14 protein-coding genes and 1 pseudogene are annotated in these 18882 nt (G+C 57.5%); 9 read left to right on the forward strand and 6 right to left on the reverse strand.

Going from position 1 to position 18882, the window contains the following annotated elements; translation table 11 throughout:
- The first annotated feature begins 1 nt into the window (after nt 1).
- From hisC to CAUR_RS06140, 3 genes and pseudogenes are all read left to right on the forward strand, one after another.
- Nucleotides 2-1102 carry a histidinol-phosphate transaminase gene (hisC, locus tag CAUR_RS06135; RefSeq protein ID WP_012257058.1) on the forward strand — a complete coding sequence of 367 codons (1101 nt, stop codon included), beginning with the start codon at nt 2-4 and terminating at the stop codon, nt 1100-1102.
- A gap of 17 nt (nt 1103-1119) precedes the next feature.
- Nucleotides 1120-1377 (forward strand): annotated as a pseudogene (locus CAUR_RS21485) (double zinc ribbon domain-containing protein); the annotation flags it as partial.
- Between the two features lie 96 nt (nt 1378-1473).
- Entirely contained in the window at nt 1474-2625 is a 1152-nt protein-coding gene (locus CAUR_RS06140; RefSeq protein WP_242605126.1) for a zinc ribbon domain-containing protein, read from the forward strand.
- A gap of 401 nt (nt 2626-3026) precedes the next feature.
- On the opposite strand, the gene CAUR_RS21170 is transcribed toward CAUR_RS06140, so the two are convergent.
- From CAUR_RS21170 to CAUR_RS06150, 3 genes are all read right to left on the reverse strand, one after another.
- Nucleotides 3027-3170 (reverse strand): hypothetical protein, encoded by a 144-nt coding sequence (locus CAUR_RS21170; RefSeq protein WP_162015856.1) that lies wholly within the window; start codon nt 3168-3170, stop codon nt 3027-3029.
- 135 nt (nt 3171-3305) lie between these two features.
- Entirely contained in the window at nt 3306-3434 is a 129-nt protein-coding gene (locus tag CAUR_RS21730) for a hypothetical protein (protein ID WP_278043631.1), read from the reverse strand.
- Between the two features lie 839 nt (nt 3435-4273).
- On the reverse strand, nt 4274-5494 hold the full coding sequence (locus CAUR_RS06150; protein WP_012257060.1) for a hypothetical protein: 1221 nt from the start codon (nt 5492-5494) through the stop codon (nt 4274-4276).
- Between the two features lie 267 nt (nt 5495-5761).
- Between CAUR_RS06150 and CAUR_RS06155 the strand changes: the two genes are divergently transcribed.
- The gene (locus CAUR_RS06155) at nt 5762-7003 is read left to right on the forward strand and encodes a hypothetical protein (RefSeq protein ID WP_012257061.1); all 1242 of its coding nucleotides are present in this window, start codon (nt 5762-5764) and stop codon (nt 7001-7003) included.
- 147 nt (nt 7004-7150) lie between these two features.
- On the opposite strand, the gene CAUR_RS06160 is transcribed toward CAUR_RS06155, so the two are convergent.
- A complete protein-coding gene (locus tag CAUR_RS06160; RefSeq protein WP_012660625.1) occupies nt 7151-7765 on the reverse strand; it encodes a superoxide dismutase in 615 nt (204 codons plus the stop codon).
- A gap of 93 nt (nt 7766-7858) precedes the next feature.
- Nucleotides 7859-8491 (reverse strand): helix-turn-helix transcriptional regulator, encoded by a 633-nt coding sequence (locus tag CAUR_RS06165; protein ID WP_012257063.1) that lies wholly within the window; start codon nt 8489-8491, stop codon nt 7859-7861.
- A 235-nt stretch (nt 8492-8726) separates the two neighbouring features.
- Between CAUR_RS06165 and apbC the strand changes: the two genes are divergently transcribed.
- From apbC to htpG, 3 genes are all read left to right on the forward strand, one after another.
- Nucleotides 8727-9821: an iron-sulfur cluster carrier protein ApbC gene (apbC, locus tag CAUR_RS06170; protein WP_012257064.1), complete on the forward strand. Its 1095-nt coding sequence runs from the start codon at nt 8727-8729 to the stop codon at nt 9819-9821.
- Nucleotides 9822-9914: 93 nt separating this feature from the next.
- Complete coding sequence (gene moaA / locus CAUR_RS06175; RefSeq protein WP_012257065.1) at nt 9915-10976, forward strand: GTP 3',8-cyclase MoaA; 1062 nt, start codon at nt 9915-9917, stop codon at nt 10974-10976.
- A gap of 144 nt (nt 10977-11120) precedes the next feature.
- Entirely contained in the window at nt 11121-13019 is a 1899-nt protein-coding gene (htpG, locus tag CAUR_RS06180; protein WP_012257066.1) for a molecular chaperone HtpG, read from the forward strand.
- Nucleotides 13020-13145: 126 nt separating this feature from the next.
- Here the strand turns inward: htpG and CAUR_RS06185 are convergent, their stop codons facing one another.
- Nucleotides 13146-14504 (reverse strand): MFS transporter, encoded by a 1359-nt coding sequence (locus CAUR_RS06185; RefSeq protein ID WP_012257067.1) that lies wholly within the window; start codon nt 14502-14504, stop codon nt 13146-13148.
- Between the two features lie 164 nt (nt 14505-14668).
- Here CAUR_RS06185 and CAUR_RS06190 point away from each other — a divergent pair, with 164 nt between their 5' ends.
- Nucleotides 14669-15220 carry a CvpA family protein gene (locus tag CAUR_RS06190; RefSeq protein WP_012257068.1) on the forward strand — a complete coding sequence of 184 codons (552 nt, stop codon included), beginning with the start codon at nt 14669-14671 and terminating at the stop codon, nt 15218-15220.
- A 78-nt stretch (nt 15221-15298) separates the two neighbouring features.
- Nucleotides 15299-17758, forward strand: a complete 2460-nt coding sequence (locus tag CAUR_RS06195; protein WP_012660626.1) for an endonuclease MutS2 — start codon at nt 15299-15301, stop codon at nt 17756-17758.
- Nucleotides 17759-18882 lie beyond the last annotated feature (1124 nt).

Genomic DNA, 18882 nt, shown 5'->3' on the forward strand with positions numbered 1-18882 from the left:
TGTGCCGATCCGTAAGAAAGCGTTTCTTCAGGCTTTATCGCCAACGCCACCACCTCGCCGATCATCGACCGGTGTCGTCGTTGCCCGTCTGTCCGCCAATGAAAATCCACTTGGCCCATCACCGCGGGCTATGGCTGCCGTGCAAGAGGCGCTGAGCACGATCCACCGTTATCCCGACGCAAGTGGCGTGGCCTTGAAGGAGGCATTGGCCGCTCGCGTCGATCTGCACCCCGACCAGGTGATGCTGGGCAATGGTTCAGATGAGCTGATTATGCTTATCTGCCATGCTATGCTCGGCGAGGGTGATGAAGCAGTCCTGGCGCAGGGATCGTTTATCAGCTATGCCCGCCGGATTCAGGCCCAAGGCGCGATTGCCCGTCAGGTTCCTCTGCGCGAGATGACACACGATCTCCCAGCCATGGCTGCCGCGATCACACCGCAAACCCGCCTTATCTTTGTATGTAATCCCAACAATCCGACCGGTACCACGGTCGGCGCCGCTGAATTGATGGCATTTCTCGAACAGGTACCGCCTGATGTACTGGTCGTTGTTGATGAAGCCTATCTGGAATTTGTGACGCGCCCGGATTTTCCCGATCTGCTGCCGTTGTTGCGCGACGGACGCGATAACCTGCTGATTGTGCGCACCTTCGCCAAGATTCACGGTCTGGCCGGTTTACGGCTGGGCTACGCTTTCGGCAACGCCGATCTGATAGCGTACCTGGAACGGGCGCGTCCGGTCTTCAACGTGAACGTTCTGGCCCAGATTGCCGGCCTTGCCGCCCTTGACGACGTTGACCATCTCGAACGCTCTCTGGCCCATGCCGCTGCCAGCCGGGCATTCCTCACCGACCATCTACGGGCTATGGGGATGACGGTGATCCCCGGTGAAACCAATTTTGTCGTCGCCGCAATTGCCGATGATACTGCAGTGGCAGCAGAGCTTGCTCGCCGCGGGGTGTTGGTCACACCGCTGAGTGGGTGGGGCTTACCGGGCTGGATGCGGATTTCGTTTGGCACTGCGGAAGAGAACCGTGTGTTTATTGAGGTACTACGCAATTTGATGTCAAAAGGTACCGTGGCAACAGCAACAATATCGTAGCACCCAAGGATGTAGATATGGGCGACTCACCGAACCCAACATTTTGTGCGAGCTGTGGACATAAGCTCACCCCGGAAGATCGCTTTTGTCCAGAGTGTGGTGCGCGAGCACCTGAACGACCGTCGGCACCGGCTGCAGGAGCACCACCCACGGTGGTAATTCCCCCTGGACAAGCCGGAGCGGAAACCTCACCTGAAGCAACGGCGGCCCCAATATTTTGCATGAACTGTGGACGAAAGCTCACCCCAGAAGATCGTTTCTGCCCAGAGTGTGGTACGCGAGCACCTGAGCGACCTTCGCCACCAGCCACAGGAGCACCACCCACTGTTGTCATCCCACCGCAGCAACCCACCGCAGGAGCAGCACCAACGGTGATCATTCCTCCAGATCAACCGACTCCGGGTGCGCCACCAACCGTCATGATTCCCCCGGAGCAGCCGGCAACAGGGGCACCGCCTACCGTCGTCATCCCACCGCAGCAACCGACGCCAGGGGTACCACCCACAGTCATTATCCCCCCTGAACAGCCACCAGCGGGAGCTGCTCCAACTGTCGTGATCCCCCCTGAGCAGTCACCGGCAGGCGTACCACCAGTCACCCCTCCTCCACCCCAACCGTCGGTGGGAAGAACACCTGCTTCTTATCCACCACCGGTCATACCACCTGCCCAGAGTGCAGGAACGCCACCAGATCCATTTATGCCGCCACCGGTAACCCCTGTCTCGTATGGCCCACCACCTGCCGGCACCGACCCATTCCAGGTACCCTCAACCACAAGCCCGATGCAAACCGCCGGGACAAACAAGTGGTTGATCTGGGGACTGGTAGGCGGAAGCGGGTGCTTACTCCTGATCTTGATCGGCATATGTGTATTCATTGCCGTATCAATCTTCGCGGTTGTCGACTCCGTGCCAACCAGCAGTTCGACTGAGGCAACGGCAACTACCGGGGACGGAGGTTCGCTGGCATCAGGGAGCAGCGGTAGGGTCTTGTTCAGTGATGATTTCGAGAATCCACAGGCCAGTGAACTGGGAGAGAGTGAAGATAGCAGTTCACGGTATGCCTACGAAGCAGGCCGGTATGTCATCGAAGTCAAAGAGCCAGAACTATTGGTCTGGGCGTTGGTGAATGGATCTTACCGCGATGTCATTATTGAAACCAGCTATTCTACTGTTCGAGGGGGGCCGGTTGGCGCTGCGGGTATCATCTTCAATTATCAGGACGAGGATAACTTTTATCTGTTCAGTGTGTCGAATGATGGGTATTACGCACTTGAGCTGTTGGAGAACAATCAGTGGATAACCCTGATCGATTGGACGCAGCACGAAGCGATTGACCCCGAAAATAATCGGCTCCGGGTTGAACTCAACGGCGATGAGATCACGCTGTTTGTAAATGATCGTCAGCTTGAACAGACCCGCGATCCAACATTTACGCGCGGTGACATTGGGCTGGCGGTCACCAGTTTTGATCAGAGTGGGATTACGGTGAGTTACGAGGAGATCACCATTCGCAGCCGGTAATATCAAATCTTGACCGACACTGTGCATTGGTCAGGTTGTCCTACTCATGCTGGAGAGTTGCCAGGCATGCCTCTTGCGCCACCCCCTCGTATGGCAATTGTGAACAGGCACAGGCGTAGGGGCGGGTTCAGAACCCGCCCCTACGGAATCCGCCCATCTGTATCAACGAATCGTCACGGAGAAGACGGATAGCCACGAATTCCCCGTATACCCGGTGCCAGGCAGTGATGCACCGTATCACTTAAGATTGGATGTGCTACCCCGCCGGAAGCAGGCGCGGTGGGCTATTGCAGGTGGCGAGCACGCCGGAGGCACGCACTCCCAGGGTATGCAGGCAAACCCCACCCTGCCCCACCCCCGCTGCTATGCATTACCCACAACTGGTGTCAACCACGTGTGTATCAACGGGGATGATCTCCATAGGTGCTGTTGTGGGCGACTAGCCCGATGGCAGAGCACCGCTCCAGCCGTGCCGGCACGTGCTGGATGGATTGCCGTACCCGCTCGTTATGCACGTGTCGCGTGGTTTGGAGTGCGGCAGCCATGCTGCCGCGCCAGCCGTGCTCACGATCTGGCGCGTGGTGGAGCGGTGCCCCGGATGGTCATAGCACGAACAAATAGCCGTATCTCGTTCTCATCCCGCACACCGGCAGGGATACCGCTTCCAGCCCGGATTGCCCTCATATGGAGTGCGGCAGCCATGCTGCCGCGCCAGCCGTGCTCACGATCCGGCGCGTGGCATACTGTTCCCCATCCTGGTCACTGGGGTGCTGAATGTGCTCGTGCCGATCATCGAGTCGGTCAGGCATGCATGCGATCCCTGCGCGTAGACGTTTGGTTGTACCAGGTTCGTGCCTGCGCACCAGCGGCCACGGCCAGCACCTGACGGTGGTGGCGAGGATGCATCCACGCAGGCTAGAAGTCTGCACCACGGGGAGCGCGTGCAGCCTGGCCTAACGCAGCGCGACATGTGGGTAATGCATAGCCCCCGCTGGGAGCGGGAAGTACTGGTGCCGGATGGTTCACGCCGTCGTGCATTGGTTCAGGGTGGCGATATTAAACCCGAAAAACACAATGCATGCCCACGATTCAAGACGTACCCTTGCACCATCCTCGCGTATGGCAATTGTGAACAGACGCATGCGTAGGGGCGGGTTCAAAACCCGCCCCTACGGAATCCGCCTATCTGTATCAACGAATCATCACGGAGAAGACGGATAGCCACGAATTCCCCGTATACCCGGTGCCAGGCAGTGATGCACCGTATCACTCAAGATTGGATGTGCTACCCCGCTGAAAGCAGGGGCGGTGGGCTATTGCAGGTGGCGAGCGCGCCGGAGGCACGCGCTCCCAGGGTATAATGGCGTGCACGGGGCATCAGGTACAGTACCAGAGTGGTGAATGAGCCTGATATGACATGTCGCGCAGGGATTACCGATGTTTAGGTAAGACGTTTCAGATAGGTTTTTATGTCAAATAATACCTGGATCGCCGCAGCGTGCTATGCCCGTTTCGCGACAGCGGCGACGTACCTGAAACCGCTGCCCCGGGATTCATAATTGCCCCGCTTCCCAGCTCTCTCACCAACTGACAGCCTGGCTGATGCCGACTGACAGATTGAGCGCCGGAATGACCGGCCCGGCAACCATTACCGTCCAAACCCACCAACAAACGTCTGCTGTGAGTGGTGGCTGAACAATACCAGCGAATAATCACCGGGTGGTAAGTCTGTCAGTGCCAGGAAGCCACTTACGCGGCCATCACCATCGGCGCGCACGGTGGCCACGGTGACCGGCGGCGCACCGGCGGGTGGGTTATACCAGATACCAACCGGTTCGCCGGGGGCAAAGCCGGCAGCCGTGTAGGACAGTGTTTGTCCGGTAATGGTAAGATTCGGTGTCCGCCAAAACGTGCGTTCCGGGCCGTCGCCAATCACCGTTGCAGGCAGATTGCTTTGACCGCGGCCAAATTCGCTGACCGCATCGCGGAAACTGAGTCGGGCAATGCGACCAATGGCGGTACCCAACGGGGCATCTTCGCGCACCCGGAAACGGATTGTTATTGTAATCAGATCACGCCCGGCAGCCAGTATCCCCGTACGTATCGTGATGCGTCCCGGCTGAACATCGCTGACCCACACATCAGGGCGACTCGTTTTGGCGTCAAGCAGGATCAAGGCGTCATCGGCAAACGGCAACTCAATCGTGGTCGCAAGGGCCGGCCCCTGACCGTAATTTTCCAGCACCAGATCCAGGCTCAACATCTCACCCGGTTTCACCACATCATCAACCCGCTGAGCCAGCACCAGACGGGCCGACCGCGCTCCCAAGGCAGGATTGATCACATACTCAATATCGTCAATCAACCAGGTATCGCGTACACCATTCAGTTCGATGGAGCTAATCACCTGCCCTGGGGGTGCGGTCAGCGTAGCTCGATCAAGGCGACCGGTCAAGATATTTGCCAGCACCTCGGTTGTTGCCAGGACAGACCCATCGGCAGCAAAGGCCGTGATACCAAGCGTCTCGGAAGTGGAGACACCAACACTGAATGCAATCACATTGGCCGGCAAGGTAATCCTACCGTTACCACTCCCGCTGACGCGCCCGAAACCGTTACCGTTCAGCCAGAAAGCGCACGTGCCGCCAAAGTCAGGGCAGAGTTGAGGAAACGGGGCATTGTAGCGTCCACTGCGCACATCGCCGAAGCGCCAGCCGGTGCCAAATTGTAGCCCACCATAGCCGGTAATATCCAGATTATCGGCAAATCCTTCAAAATCGAGTGTGACCGTGAGCAACGGCTGCGCAGCCACCGCCGAAGCGGAGAAGAGTGACCAGATGGCAAACCAGAGGATCAGGACACGACGCATATGCACCTCCTTACGACGGTGGTAGCCGTTATTATATGGGAGAAGTTGGGAAAGGGGAATGGCAAATTTGTCAGGTTGGCAACATCAACAATAACGGTTTTGTGATATTTATAATGACGATTCGTATTACCCCTCGCCCAACACCATCACACCTCCCCTGAAACTTCTGCACCCATAGCACGTACATGCATCTGAGACTCCTCCTGCACGCTACACAGCACAGAGTCGTTGTCCATCACGGTTCACAGTATTTTGAAGGGAGGTTGTATGTCCCTTACACACCGGTACTGGTTCATTTCGCTCATCGGCCTGTTACTCTTCGCCCTGACCGCATGTGGTGGTGGAGGGAGCGCCGCTCCTACTGCATCCCCAACCCAGGCGGCTGCCGCGCCCACACGCACGCCACGCCCTACCTTGCCTCCAGCCCAGCCGACGGCCACCCCGCGCCCCTCACCAACAGCCGCCAGCCAGAGTGGTCAGTTGGCGCTGGTCGATATTGGCCCACTTGAGACCTATCGGCACGCGAGTGGTGTTTTTCAGATCGATATTCCCAACAATTGGACACTAGAGGATAACAGCTCCCCAACCGAGCTGTTACTGATCTGGACAGACCCGACCGGCAATGGGGCGATCTGGGTGAATATTGTTGAAGATAGCCGGAGCTATACCGATCAGCAACTGGTCGATGCACTTACTTCATTTCTCGAAGAGCGCTTCGGTCAACAGCCAGATTTTGTCTACGAAGATGCGCGTCCTCAGCGCGATGGTAGCCAGTTGGTAGCCTGGTCGTATACTGCCACGGCCGACAACAATGTGCGTTCAACCTTGCTGGGGAACAGCTTCATTGAGCAGCGGGGTGATAAGATTTCGATCCTTACCACTATGATACCGCAAGAGCAGTTTGAGATACTGGACAGCAAAACTGACGCTATTATTAACACCTACCGCATTAACCCCTCCGCTTCCATTAGCGGCGGCTCAACAACCGGCGGTGAAACTGCCAGTGGCAGTGTACTGGCTCCAGTTCAGATTGGACAGTTGCAAACCTATAATCATCCATCCGGCGTGTTCAGGATCGATCTGCCGGAAAACTGGAGCCTGACCGATAACAGTCGCCCCGGCGAACTGATCCTGGTCTGGTCTGATCCAACAAACAATGCCGCGATCATCGTCAACGTGCTGGAAGACAGCACTACCTACAGCGATGATGAGCTGGTTGACAAGCTGGTGAGCTTCTTGCAATCGGCATTTGGCAGTCAATCCGACTTCTTCTACGAAGAGCCGCGACCGCAAAGTGATGGCAGTATCCTGGTCGTGTGGGGGTATACCGCAACGGTTTCCGACAACGTGCAGGCACCAATGTTGGGGAATAGTTTCATAGAGCAGCGTGGCAACAAGCTCTCGGTGTTGACAACCCTGGTTCCTGAAGATCAATTCGATACGCTGGTCAGCCGCACCGACGAGATTATCAACACTTATCGTCTCGACCCGAACGCCAGTGTGCCATAAGCCAGGGCAATACGAGTTTCTGCCAAAGAGAGGGGCCACTGTTTGTTGTGGCCCCTCTCAGCGTGTCTATTTAACCTTTCGCCACTGCGTAGTGCCCGGCAACGTTCGCGGAGCACTACGCGGCTGAGATTCCCGTCCCGACCAACATTAACCTTTCGCCGCTGCGTAGTGATCGGCAACTTTGGCCCAATTCACCACGTTCCACCAGGCATCAACGTAGGCGGCCCGCTTGTACTGGTACTTGAGGTAATAGGCGTGCTCCCATACATCCAGCCCAAGGATGGCCGTCTTCCCCTCCATCAGCGGGTTGTCCTGGTTGGGAGTGCTCATAATGCTGAGGCTACCATCCTTTGCCGCCACCAACCATGCCCATCCCGAACCGAACCGGCCCAGAGCCGCCGCCTTGAACTTCTCTTTGAAAGCGTCGAAGCTGCCGAAGGCCGCATCAATCGCCGCCGCCAGATCACCGGTAGGCGCACCGCCGGCATTGGGAGCCATAATCTCCCAGAAGAAGGTATGGTTCCAGTGCCCACCACCATTGTTGCGCACCGCCGTCCGAATCGCCTCTGGGATGGCGTCAAGATTACCCAGCAGCTCTTCAATCGTCTTGCTCTGCAACTCCGGGTAATTCGCCAGCGCATTATTCAGATTGGTAACATACGTCTGATGGTGATTGTCGTGATGATAGTGCATCGTGGCTTCATCGATATACGGTTCAAGGGCATTGTAGTCGTAAGGCAACGGCGGAACTTCAAAGGCCATGTGAAACCTCCGTAGCAATTGCAAACAACGACGGCCACCACTGGCCGTCATCTGTGGCGTACCTGTATTGTACCGCGGATGTGCGAGTAAGTGCTAGGCCGGAATCCGGTACCGGCAACAGTGACCACCTTCGGCAATCGTGGTATCACGCTCGATAGTGGTCTCCAGCAGGTCTTCGTAAAGACGTAACTCTTGGGCGCAGATTTGCGGATAGCGCCGGGCAACGCAATCAAACGGACAGTTATACTGAGTCAGGAAGAGATCACCCTTCTCGCCCTGTTCACACTCACACATATACCCCTGTTCGGCCAGCGCTTCGGCGAGTATCGCGACCTGTGTTGCCCGTGGCTTGTCCGCCAGTTGCGGGGCTAAGCGGGCGAAGAGCATTTTGCGCCGCTGTTCCAGCATCTCCCTGACTGCCGGCTCGCCACCGACTGCCGCAACACTGTCGATCAGTTCACACACGAGCCGCTCATAATGCTTGGGAAAGAACGCCTCGGCCCGTTCGGTGAGCGCATACAGGTGTGCCGGACGTCCGACATTCCGGCGCAGACCGCAGACATACACCAGCCCCTCTTGCTCCAGAGCGGTGAGGTGCTGGCGAATACCAACCGCGCCAATTGCCAGTGCATCGCTTAACTCAATGGCGCTCATCTGACCGTGGCGGCGTAACAACTGGAGAATGCTGCGCCGGGTTGCGCCCTGTGCTCTGCGCTCAACTTTCATCGGCGATATACCACTTTACGAGTATGCTACTATCGAATAGTCTTAATGCGAGTATAGCAACCGTACTCCGTACTGTCAAGCAAGATAATGACACCTGCTTCACCCAGATATATGCCGGAAACCATCATCCATCGCGCCGACATCCCACACCGTCTATGACTTTAGTAACATCTTGCTTTCTTAATTCTCTGGTATAATGTAACAAGACGCGCATAACTGAGGATGGAGTAGATACATGGGTCGCTTAACAAATCATCAATCGGCGACGGTGAGCGAAGATCAGATTCTCGCTGCGCTGCGACAGGTGCAAGAGCCAGAGCTGGGTGGCGACCTGGTTTCTCGGCAGATGGTCAAGCACATTGCCATCTGTGACGGTATTGTCCGTTGTACGATTGAGTTGACAACCCCGGCGTGTCCGTTGAAAGATCAGATCCGCAGTGAGGCTGAGGCAGCAGTGCTGGCGGTGCCAGGGGTGAGAGAGGTTCACATCGAGTTTACCGCCAATGTCCGCCGCCCTGCCGGTATTCCCGAACAATCAGCCATTCCCGGCGTTGCCAATGTGATTGCGGTGGCTGCCGGTAAAGGCGGTGTCGGCAAGAGTACGGTAGCGGCCAACCTGGCGGTTGCCCTGGCCCAGATGGGGGCACAGGTCGGTCTGCTCGACGCTGATGTGTTTGGGCCGAGCCTGCCACTCATGCTGGGAGTGCGCGGGCAGCCGATGGCCGTTAGCGACGCTAATGGTCAGCCGATGATGTTGCCGCTGAGCAACCACGGTATCAAGGTGATGTCGGTCGGGTTTCTGATTGACGAGTCACAGCCGGTGATCTGGCGTGGGCCGATGGTCAGTCAGTTACTGCGGCAATTTCTCTATCAGGTTGCCTGGGCGCCACTCGACTATCTGATTATCGATATGCCGCCCGGTACCGGCGATGTTGCCCTTACCCTGGCCCAGAGCCTGCCTCTCACCGGTGCCCTTATCGTGACTACGCCGCAGCAGGTGGCAACCATCGACGTAATCAAGGCGATGGAGATGTTCCGCAAAGTGAACGTGCCGCTGTTAGGGATCGTCGAGAACATGGCCTACTTCATCGCCCCCGATACCGGTAAGCGCTACGACATTTTCGGTAGCGGTGGCGCCGAACGCCTGGCACAACAGTTGGGTGTACCGGTCCTCGGCCAGATTCCCCTTGGCATGAGTGTGCGCGAGGGTGGTGACAATGGTCAGCCGGCTGTGATCAGTGATGCCCCTGATGCGTATGCCGATATTTTCCGCGAGCTGGCTCGCCAGGTCGCTGCTCGCATCTCGGTGTTGCAGTACGCAATGGTGTAGCCGATTCGGTACCGGTGGGCCAATTCAGCCCACCGGTACGTGTTTCACATCGGTTGTTCGTTCGCCGTCTGTTTGTCACAATGAGGTGAGGCTATGGCCGCCAACCAGCTCTCTGGCACGACCCCGATCATCTTCTACGACCCCGCCCGCCATCCCCGCTATGCCACCGATACGCCGGCACTCGATCAGTATGGCCGCCGTATCGACTATCTGCGCGTCTCACTGACCGACCGCTGCAATATGCGTTGTGTCTACTGCATGCCTGCCGTTGGTGTGCAATTCGCCCCTCGTCCTGAACTGCTGACCAATGAAGAGCTGCTGCTGGTGATCACTGCCGCTGCCCGTGCCGGCTTCCGCAAGTTGCGCCTGACCGGCGGCGAACCGACGCTGCGCCATGATCTGGTCAATCTGGTGCGTGAACTGAAACGCATTCCCGGCATTGAACATATTGCGATGACAACCAACGCGCTTCGTTTGCGCAAACTGGCCCAACCGCTGCGCGAAGCTGGTCTGGATCGGGTCAATATCAGTATCGACACCCTCGATCCGCTGAAGTTTCGGATGATTACCCGTGGCGGTAATCTCGAAGAGGTTTGGGCCGGTATTGAAGCTGCTGACGCGGCTGGCCTGCATCCCATCAAACTGAATGCGGTGGTCGTGCGAGGGATGAATGATGATGAAGTGGTGCGGCTGGCGGGGTTGACGCTGGAGCGACCCTGGGAATTCCGCTTCATCGAGGTGATGCCCCTCACCGGGGTGGCCGGCCTCGCTGAAGAGGGTATCGTGGCCAGCGCCGAGCTGATTGCGCGGCTCGAACAACACTATGGCCCGCTTGAGGAGATCGGCCACGCGCCGAGTGATCCGGCGCGCACGTATCGCCTACCCGGTGCGAAGGGGGTGATCGGATTTATTTCCAGCGTCAGCGACCCCTTCTGCGCCACCTGTAACCGGATGCGGCTCACCGCTGATGGTCGCCTGCACCTCTGTCTGCTCCGTGATGACGAAGTTGATCTGCGGGCCGCAGTCCGGGGCGGGGCCAGCGTCGCCGATCTTGAACAAATCATTCGCCACGCCGTCTATATCAAACCATGGGGGCACGGCCTCCCTGCCGGCGTGAAGCCAACCCTGCGCGGGATGTCAGAGTTAGGTGGCTGATCCGCAGGGTCATTTTCCAACAACTCTCTAACGATCAACTGCCGGCTGAGTGATTACAATGCATGATGGTGCTAATATCGCAATCCGCCGCTGCGTCAGGCGGATTGATGATGGTGCATTGTTCAACTGTGACGAGGGAGAAGTATGACCACGGAACCGTTGACTGAAACTGGTCGGCAGTCGCATACGTTCAAAGCCGAAGTACAACAAGTACTCTACATTCTCGCCCATTCACTCTACACCGACCGCGAGATTTTCCTGCGTGAACTGATCTCGAACGCTTCTGACGCGATCAATCGCGTGCAGTTCGAGATGCTGACGAATCGCGAAGTGCGCGATCCTGACCTCGAACCACAAATCACCATCGAAGTCAACAAGGAAGCGCGCACCCTCTCGATCAGCGATACCGGCATCGGCATGACAGCCGATGAAATGGTGGAGCATCTCGGTACGATTGCGCAATCGGCAGCACGCGCCTTTGTCAAACAGGCCGGTGAGGGCGCCAAACAGACTGCCAGCGAGATTATTGGTCAGTTTGGCGTCGGCTTTTACTCGGTATTTATGGTTGCCGACAAGGTAACGGTTGTTTCCCAATCGTACCGCCCCGATGCACCGGCAGCGATGTGGGAGTCGAGCGGTGGCGATAGCTTCACGGTTGGCCCCGCGACCCGCGAGCGTCGTGGTACCACCATTACGTTGCACCTGAAAGAAGACGCGACTGAATTCGCCGATCCATGGCGGATCGAGCAGATCGTGCGTCGTCATTCCAATTATGTCGCCTTCCCGATTATGCTCGATGGTCGCCAGATCAATGCGCGCACGGCGATCTGGCGCAAAGCCCCGCGTGATGTCACGAACGACGAATACAACGGCTATTACCGCCAGCTCACCCTCGACAGCCAGCCACCACTCAGCTTCATCCACATTTCGACTGACGCGCCGGTTGATCTGCACGCCATTCTCTACATTCCATCGCGGCGCGAGCGCGGCATCCTCGAACGCCGCATCGAAGGTCAGATCAAACTCTATTCGCGCAAAGTTCTGATCCTTGAAGAAGCCAAAGATTTGCTGCCCGCCTATTTCCGCTTCGTTGAAGGTGTGGTGGATAGCGAAGACCTACCGCTGAACGTCTCGCGGGAAAGCGTTCAGAGTGGTACCGCCGGTGGATCGCCGGTCATGCAACGCCTGCGCAAAACGCTCACCGGTCGTCTCCACAAGGAGTTGAATGAACTGGCCGAGCGCGATCCGGAGAAGTATCGCACCTTCTGGAAGGAATTCGGCCCGTTCATCAAAGAGGGTATTGCTACCGATTACGAGCATCGCAATGATCTACTCAAGCTGCTGCGGGTGCAGACAACGAAGAGCGGTGAGGAATGGATCACGCTGGCGACCTACAAAGAGCGCATGATCCCCGGCCAGAAGGAGATTTACTACCTGATGGCGGCCAGTCGCGATGCCGCGTTGAGCAGTCCGCACCTCGACCCACTGCGAGCACGCGACATCGAAGTCATTCTCTTCACCGATCTGATGGATGGCTTTATGCTGTCAGGTCTGCGCGAATACGATGGGTTGCGCCTGCGCAATATCGATGAGGGTGATCTTGATCTGCCGGGTGAGGTCGAACGACCGGCACCGGCCATTAATGACGAACAGTTCACCGCATTGGCTGAACGCATTGCCGCAATTCTTGGCGACCGCCTGAAAGAAGTGCGCACATCGCGCGTGCTGCGTGACAGCCCGGCCCGGCTGGTGGCCGATGAAGCAGCCTTTGGCCGCGAGATGCAGCGGATTCAGCAGGTACTCGGTCAGGAAGTGCAGATGGGGCCGCGCATTTTGGAACTCAATCCGGCCCACCCGCTGATTGCAGCGCTGGCACAACGTGCTGCCTCCAATCCGAACGATCCACTCCTCAAACTGGCCGCCGAACAACTCTACGATAACGCACTGCTGATCGAAGGGTTACATCGCGATCCGGCGGCAATGGCTCCGCGGATTTTGCAGTTGCTCGAACTGGCTGCCGGTGTGAACACGCCCCAGGCTTAATCGTTACCGTCGGTGAGCCTGCTGAACATGAGCTTCAGCAGGCTCACATTTTTATTCAGGGGGTACGGACTGCTTGCTATTCAAGATACCCCTTCAACAGCTCAAAACACTCTCTGTTCAATACGCCTACCGATTGCCGGCCAGCACGCGCCAAAACGCACCAACCATGGCCATGCGTCCAATCATCGTGATCACAAACAATGCCGCCAGCCCGTGAACCGCCAATGGCCCCAGCATCAGCGTAGTCCCGGTCAGTACCTGCCCTAACGCACCGCCGATCAACGATGCAATCAGTGTACCCAGGCCGGTAAGCAAACTAAAGATTGCTACTGCAACCCCACGTTGGGCAGCAGGAGCGCGTTCCATCAGCAGATTGCCCAGCCCTTGATTCACGCCCGGCCAGAAGACGCCAGAAAAGATTGACGTTAGCCAGAGCGGGAGAATATTGTCTGGTGTTGAGAGTATCCAACCTAGCGGCAGTGGAATCGTCCCCATCACACACGCCGTCACGACCACACGATAGCCGTAGCGATCCATCAACCATCCCACAAGCGGCGAGAAAAAGAGCGCCACGGCACTGGTCACGATACCGGTCAGTGCCAGCAGCGAGAAATCGAGTTGCAGGGTAGTCAAGCCATACGCATTAAAGAAGGGAGCGGCGATACCGGTAACCAGCGCCCAACCTGTCGCGAGCACGGTAAAACGGCGAAAAGCCGTATCGCGGAGCGGGTCGAACAGAAACGAACCAACCCCCTGCCACGGTTGTGGCTGCAATGGCGGCTCTGGCTGGCGGGCAATCAGCACGGCTGCCCCAAAAGCAGCCAGCACCGCTACCCCAAAGATCAGGGCATACCCGTGCGCTTCCGCACCCTGCGCCCGAAAATGGTCGAGGGTCAACCCGGCAAGATAGACACTCACCATCGCGCTGATACCGGCCACCGTATTCCGCACGCCAAAATAGCTCCCACGCCGGTTAGGCGGAACCAGATCGCTCATCCAACTCATCCAGGCATTGCCTGCCATGCCATTCAGCCCATACGAGAAACCCAGCGCCACGAAAAACACGGTAAGCTGCCAGGTCGCCGGCCAGCCGGTGAACGGCAGGCAGAGCAACAACGCCCAAACCAGCCGCCCCGCCAGTGCCGAAAAGAGCACAATGGCTCGTCGATTCGCAAACCGGGCTTCCAGGTAGGCACTCAGGAACTGAAACATCTGGCCAATGAATGGCAAAGCACCAAGCAAGCCGAGTTGAAAATTATTGGCACCGAGCAACAGCGCAAATCCACTGAGAAAGACGCTCCCACCGATAGCGCCTGTAATGCTGATATGAATATTGGCAATCGCACCTTCCCAGATGGAAATGAGTAAACCGCGCCGTACTTCCGAAGGAACGAGTGATGATGTATTGCCCGGCAACGATGAACCAGACTGCTCTGTAGGTTGCACAGATGTGGCCTGAACGGTTGTCGAATTGGCAGAGGTCATAGGGCGATCCTTGTTACAAAATGGCGTAAAGATTGAGGATGGTCAGCAGTATTATCACCTAAACCGTGTATCATCACACAGAGTAGCGTTGTGCGGTATGCTATAATCGCTGTGCAGGCTCGTATATTTTGGGTAAACCGGAATTTGCGCCGGGAGAAATTGCTATGAACGTCATCGATCTCCTCTTCGTCGTGCTCTTCTTCGGCGCGCTGGCCGTCGGCTTTTTTCAGGGCACGATTCGGCTGGTCCTCGTCATTCTCTCGTTCTACTTCAGCACCGTGCTGGCCAGTCTCTACTACCAAAGTCTGGCCGATGTCTTTGTGCGCGAGTTGGGTGGACAACGTTTCGTAAGCCAGTATGTTGCCTTTGCGTTGATCCATTTGTTTTGCTTTATCGTATTAACCTGGGTCGGAGTCTATAGTTTTCGCTATGTGCAAACACCACACCATCTTGAGATGGTAGATCGGATTGTTGGTACCGCACTGGGTGTGATCATCGGTGGTTTGGCCCTCGGCTTGACGGCGATTCTGCTTTGGAATCTGTTTATCGTGCGCGGTTTTGCCAACATCGATTATCCGATTACACGCTGGTTGGGTGGGCAAATCGGGACTTCGTTGATGCTCCGCTTCTTCGCTAATGCGATTTTGCCTAGTTTGTACGAACTTATCGATCCGATTTTGCCTGATGCCGCCCAAATTATCTTTCAGGTCCAATAATCAACCCCTGGGCCGATGGCATGATTGACGGTTAGTTATAACCTGAACGCAAGAAATCTTGCGTTAATGAGTGCTGGTATGTCGATCCCGGAATCTTCGCTGATTACACTTGAATTCGACGTCATTCGTGACCGTCTGGCTCAATATACTGCTTTTTCAGCCTCGCGTGAACTGGCCTTAAGTCTGACTCCGGCCACCGATCTGGCTGAAGTCCGGCGACGGCAGGCTTTAACTGCCGAAGCCCGGCTGCTGCTGGAAGAATGGCCGGAGGTGAGTATCGGTGGGGCGCGTGATGTGCGTCGCGCCGTGCAGCACGCTGCCCGTGGCGGTATTCTTGATGGCACAACCCTGCGCGAGATTGCGGCCACCTTGCAGAGTGCGGCGCTACTCCGTCAGCGACTGAGCCGCCTCGACGAACGTTTTCCGTTGCTGATTGACCTGGCCAATACGCTGCCCGTCATTCCATCGTTAAGCGAGGCAATTGATCGGGCAATCGGTGATGATGGTCAGGTGTTGGATAGCGCCAGCCCTACACTTGCCCGCTTACGTCACGAAGTGCGGGTGGCATTTAACCGTCTGCAAGAGCGCCTCCAGAGCATGATCCATTCCAGCGCACTGGCCGGTGCGCTTCAGGAGCCGATTATCACCGTGCGGAATGGCCGGTATGTCATTCCGGTGAAGGCCAGCCACCGCCGGGAAGTTCGCGGTCTGGTGCATGATCAGTCGGGATCGGGGGCAACTCTCTACATTGAGCCAATGGCAATTGTCGAGTTGAACAACCGCTGGCGCGAGCTGCAATCTGCCGAGGCGGAAGAAGTGCAGCGCATTCTCAGCACGTTATCCGACCAGGTCGGTGCAGCAGCCAATCTGATCACCAGTACCGTCAATACGCTGGCTACCCTCGACCTGGCATTTGCGCTGGCCCGCTACGCCATTGCTACCCGCAGCACGGCACCGGAGATTGTCGATTGGCGACCCGACGATCCGCCGTCGCCTGAACCACCGCTACGCCTGACACGGGCACGCCATCCGTTGCTCCCTGCTGAGACCGTAGTCCCGATTGATCTTTGGCTTGGCGGCGAGTTTTCGCTGTTGTTGATCACCGGCCCCAATACCGGTGGCAAGACGGTAGCCCTCAAAACCACCGGCTTGCTGGCCCTGATGGCACAGGCCGGCATGCAAATTCCAGCCGATCAACCGTCGCGTTTGCCGGTGTTTCAGTACATCTTTGCCGACATCGGTGATGAGCAGAGCATCGAACAGAGCCTCAGTACCTTCTCGTCGCACATGGCGAATATTATCCGCGTGCTACAAACGTTGACGGCTGCACAACAAATGCCATCGGAGAGCGACGCATACGCCCTGTTCGATGACCGCCGACCGGCAGCGCTGGTTCTGTTCGACGAATTAGGTGCCGGTACCGATCCGGTAGAAGGCGCAGCCCTGGCACGAGCGATTATTGGCCGCCTGCTTGAGCTGGGAGTACTGGGTATTGCTACCACCCATTATGCCGAGCTGAAGGCATTTGCGTACACGACTCCAGGGGTGCAGAATGCCTCAGTTGAGTTTGATATCGAGACCCTGGCGCCAACCTACCGGTTAAGTATCGGTATCCCCGGTCGTTCAAATGCCCTGGCGATTGCCGCCCGTCTGGGCTTAGACCCGACACTGATCGAACAGGCGCGCTCTTTTATCGACCGCAAAGAGGCGCAGGTTGAAGACTTGCTGGCCGGCATTCAGCGTGAACGTGATGCCGCTGCCGCCGCATTACAGCGTGCCGAGGAATTGCGGCTTGACGCCGAACGCTACCGTGACCGGCTGGCGGCTGAACAACAGGCCTTTGCCGCCGAACGGGCCGCAGCACTTGAAGCCGCCCGTGCCGAGATCGAAGCAGAACTGCGGGAAGTCCGTCAGCAACTACGCCGGTTACGTGAAGAGTTTCGCACCGTCAATATATCACGCCAGTGGCTTGAAGAAGCCGAGAAACGACTGGCGACGACTGCCGAGCAGTCACAACAGGCCGTTGCCCGTCTAAACGTGCAGACCCAACCTGCGCCACCACCCCCAGCCGAAAAGCCGTTACAGGTTGGCGATCAGGTACAGGTTACTTCCATCGGCCTGAACGGCGAAATTGTCGCCATTGATGAAGAGGATCAAACTGCCACGGTACAGGTTGGCGGCTTCCGCATGACAGTCAGCTTCAACGATCTGAAGCGGGCAAAGGGCAAAAGTGATGACGGCCAGCGCTTTACCCCTCCGGCACGAACCGTTCATCTTCCCCCAACACCCGATGTCTCGATGACCTTCGACATGCGGGGCTGGCGAGCGGCTGAGGTGAGTGATCGTCTGGATCGCTATCTAAACGATGCGTATCTCGCCGGCCTGCACCAGGTACGCCTGATCCACGGCAAAGGCACCGGTGCGCTGCGCCAGGTGGTGCGAGAACTTCTGGCCGGTCACCCACTGGTAGCCTCGTTCAGCAGTGGTGGCCGCGATGGTGGTGATGGTGTCACGATTGCGACGCTTGTCGACCGGTGATGACATCTTGCCTGCTCGCGGGAGTCATGTTTGTATGATAAACGATGCAACCGTCTCGGCTCCCGCACCTCACCCCCTGACCCTCGCTCCGCTTCCATCGGGCGAGTGGGGAGTGGAGAGAGGGGATGGACGTGCTCCATATAGCTCCCGTTCACCTTGCCCACGCTTCCAGCGGGCTATGCATTACCCACATGTCACGCTGTGTGAGGCCGGACTGCAAGCGCTCCTCGTGGCGTGGGCTTCCAGCCCGCGTGCAGGCATCATCACCACCGCCGGCAGGTGCTGGCCATGACCGCTGGTGCGCAGGCACGCACCTATTACAACATAACCGTCTACACGCAGGGATCGCATGCATGCCTGACCGCCTCGATGCTCGAACGAGCACATCCAGTATCCCCGTGACCAGCATGAGGAACGGTGGGCCACGCGCCGGATCGTGTGTACGCCTGCTGCGGCAGCGTGGCTGCCGCACGCCACACATTGCGCCACGGGTAACACCGCCGGAAACCCGTATCCACCCCGGCGGGTGCAGCGGAAATGACGTTTGCCGGGTCTGTGATCACTCCTGGCGTGATCGTGTGATGTCCCTCATTCACTGCATCCCTTGGATGGTAAGGTGAACGGCACAGGCACCGTCCGTAGGGGCGGGTTTAGAACCCGCCCCTACAGCCATCCCCATCATCAGGGTCGCGTAGGCAACAGGTGCGCGATAGCACAGTGTGATGACAGACGTTCGAGCACTCTACCCCACGGTTCGGCACGACGTCTCCCACTGCAATCATGCCGCGTTCCGTCCCTGATGCGCACCGCTCACGGTACGACTGTTCCCTGGCATGTTGCTCACGATAGCATATGGTTGACACCATGCGTATAGTTGTGGGTAATGCATAGCCCAGCAGGGGTGGGCCGGGGTGGGGGTATGCTCCCGCACCTCACCCTCTGGCCCTTGCACCTCACCCACCAGGAGCCTGGGTGACGTACACGGCATGAATGTCGGTGAACAGAGAAGAAAGCACCTGCCGGGAGCGCGAGCCTCCGGCTCGCTCCCCACCTGACACAGCCCCCTGTGCCTGCTTCCTGCGGGATCAAAATGCGATATTACCTCCACTTCATCCGTAGACAAC

The sequence above is a fragment of the Chloroflexus aurantiacus J-10-fl genome, from assembly GCF_000018865.1.
GTDB classification, from domain to species: Bacteria; Chloroflexota; Chloroflexia; order Chloroflexales; family Chloroflexaceae; genus Chloroflexus; species Chloroflexus aurantiacus.

Excerpts from the sequence above, each read along its gene's own strand:
- CAUR_RS21730 (WP_278043631.1), bottom strand. The coding sequence starts at position 3,434 with ATGCCTGACCGACTCGATGATCGGCACGAGCACATTCAGCACCCCAGT.
- CAUR_RS06185 (WP_012257067.1), bottom strand. The coding sequence starts at position 14,504 with ATGACCTCTGCCAATTCGACAACCGTTCAGGCCACATCTGTGCAACCT.
- CAUR_RS06155 (WP_012257061.1), top strand. The coding sequence starts at position 5,762 with ATGTCCCTTACACACCGGTACTGGTTCATTTCGCTCATCGGCCTGTTA.
- CAUR_RS21170 (WP_162015856.1), bottom strand. The coding sequence starts at position 3,170 with ATGGCTGCCGCACTCCAAACCACGCGACACGTGCATAACGAGCGGGTA.
- CAUR_RS06150 (WP_012257060.1), bottom strand. The coding sequence starts at position 5,494 with ATGCGTCGTGTCCTGATCCTCTGGTTTGCCATCTGGTCACTCTTCTCC.
- moaA (WP_012257065.1), top strand. The coding sequence starts at position 9,915 with ATGGCCGCCAACCAGCTCTCTGGCACGACCCCGATCATCTTCTACGAC.
- CAUR_RS06160 (WP_012660625.1), bottom strand. The coding sequence starts at position 7,765 with ATGGCCTTTGAAGTTCCGCCGTTGCCTTACGACTACAATGCCCTTGAA.
- CAUR_RS06165 (WP_012257063.1), bottom strand. The coding sequence starts at position 8,491 with ATGAAAGTTGAGCGCAGAGCACAGGGCGCAACCCGGCGCAGCATTCTC.
- htpG (WP_012257066.1), top strand. The coding sequence starts at position 11,121 with ATGACCACGGAACCGTTGACTGAAACTGGTCGGCAGTCGCATACGTTC.
- CAUR_RS06195 (WP_012660626.1), top strand. The coding sequence starts at position 15,299 with ATGTCGATCCCGGAATCTTCGCTGATTACACTTGAATTCGACGTCATT.
- apbC (WP_012257064.1), top strand. The coding sequence starts at position 8,727 with ATGGGTCGCTTAACAAATCATCAATCGGCGACGGTGAGCGAAGATCAG.
- CAUR_RS06190 (WP_012257068.1), top strand. The coding sequence starts at position 14,669 with ATGAACGTCATCGATCTCCTCTTCGTCGTGCTCTTCTTCGGCGCGCTG.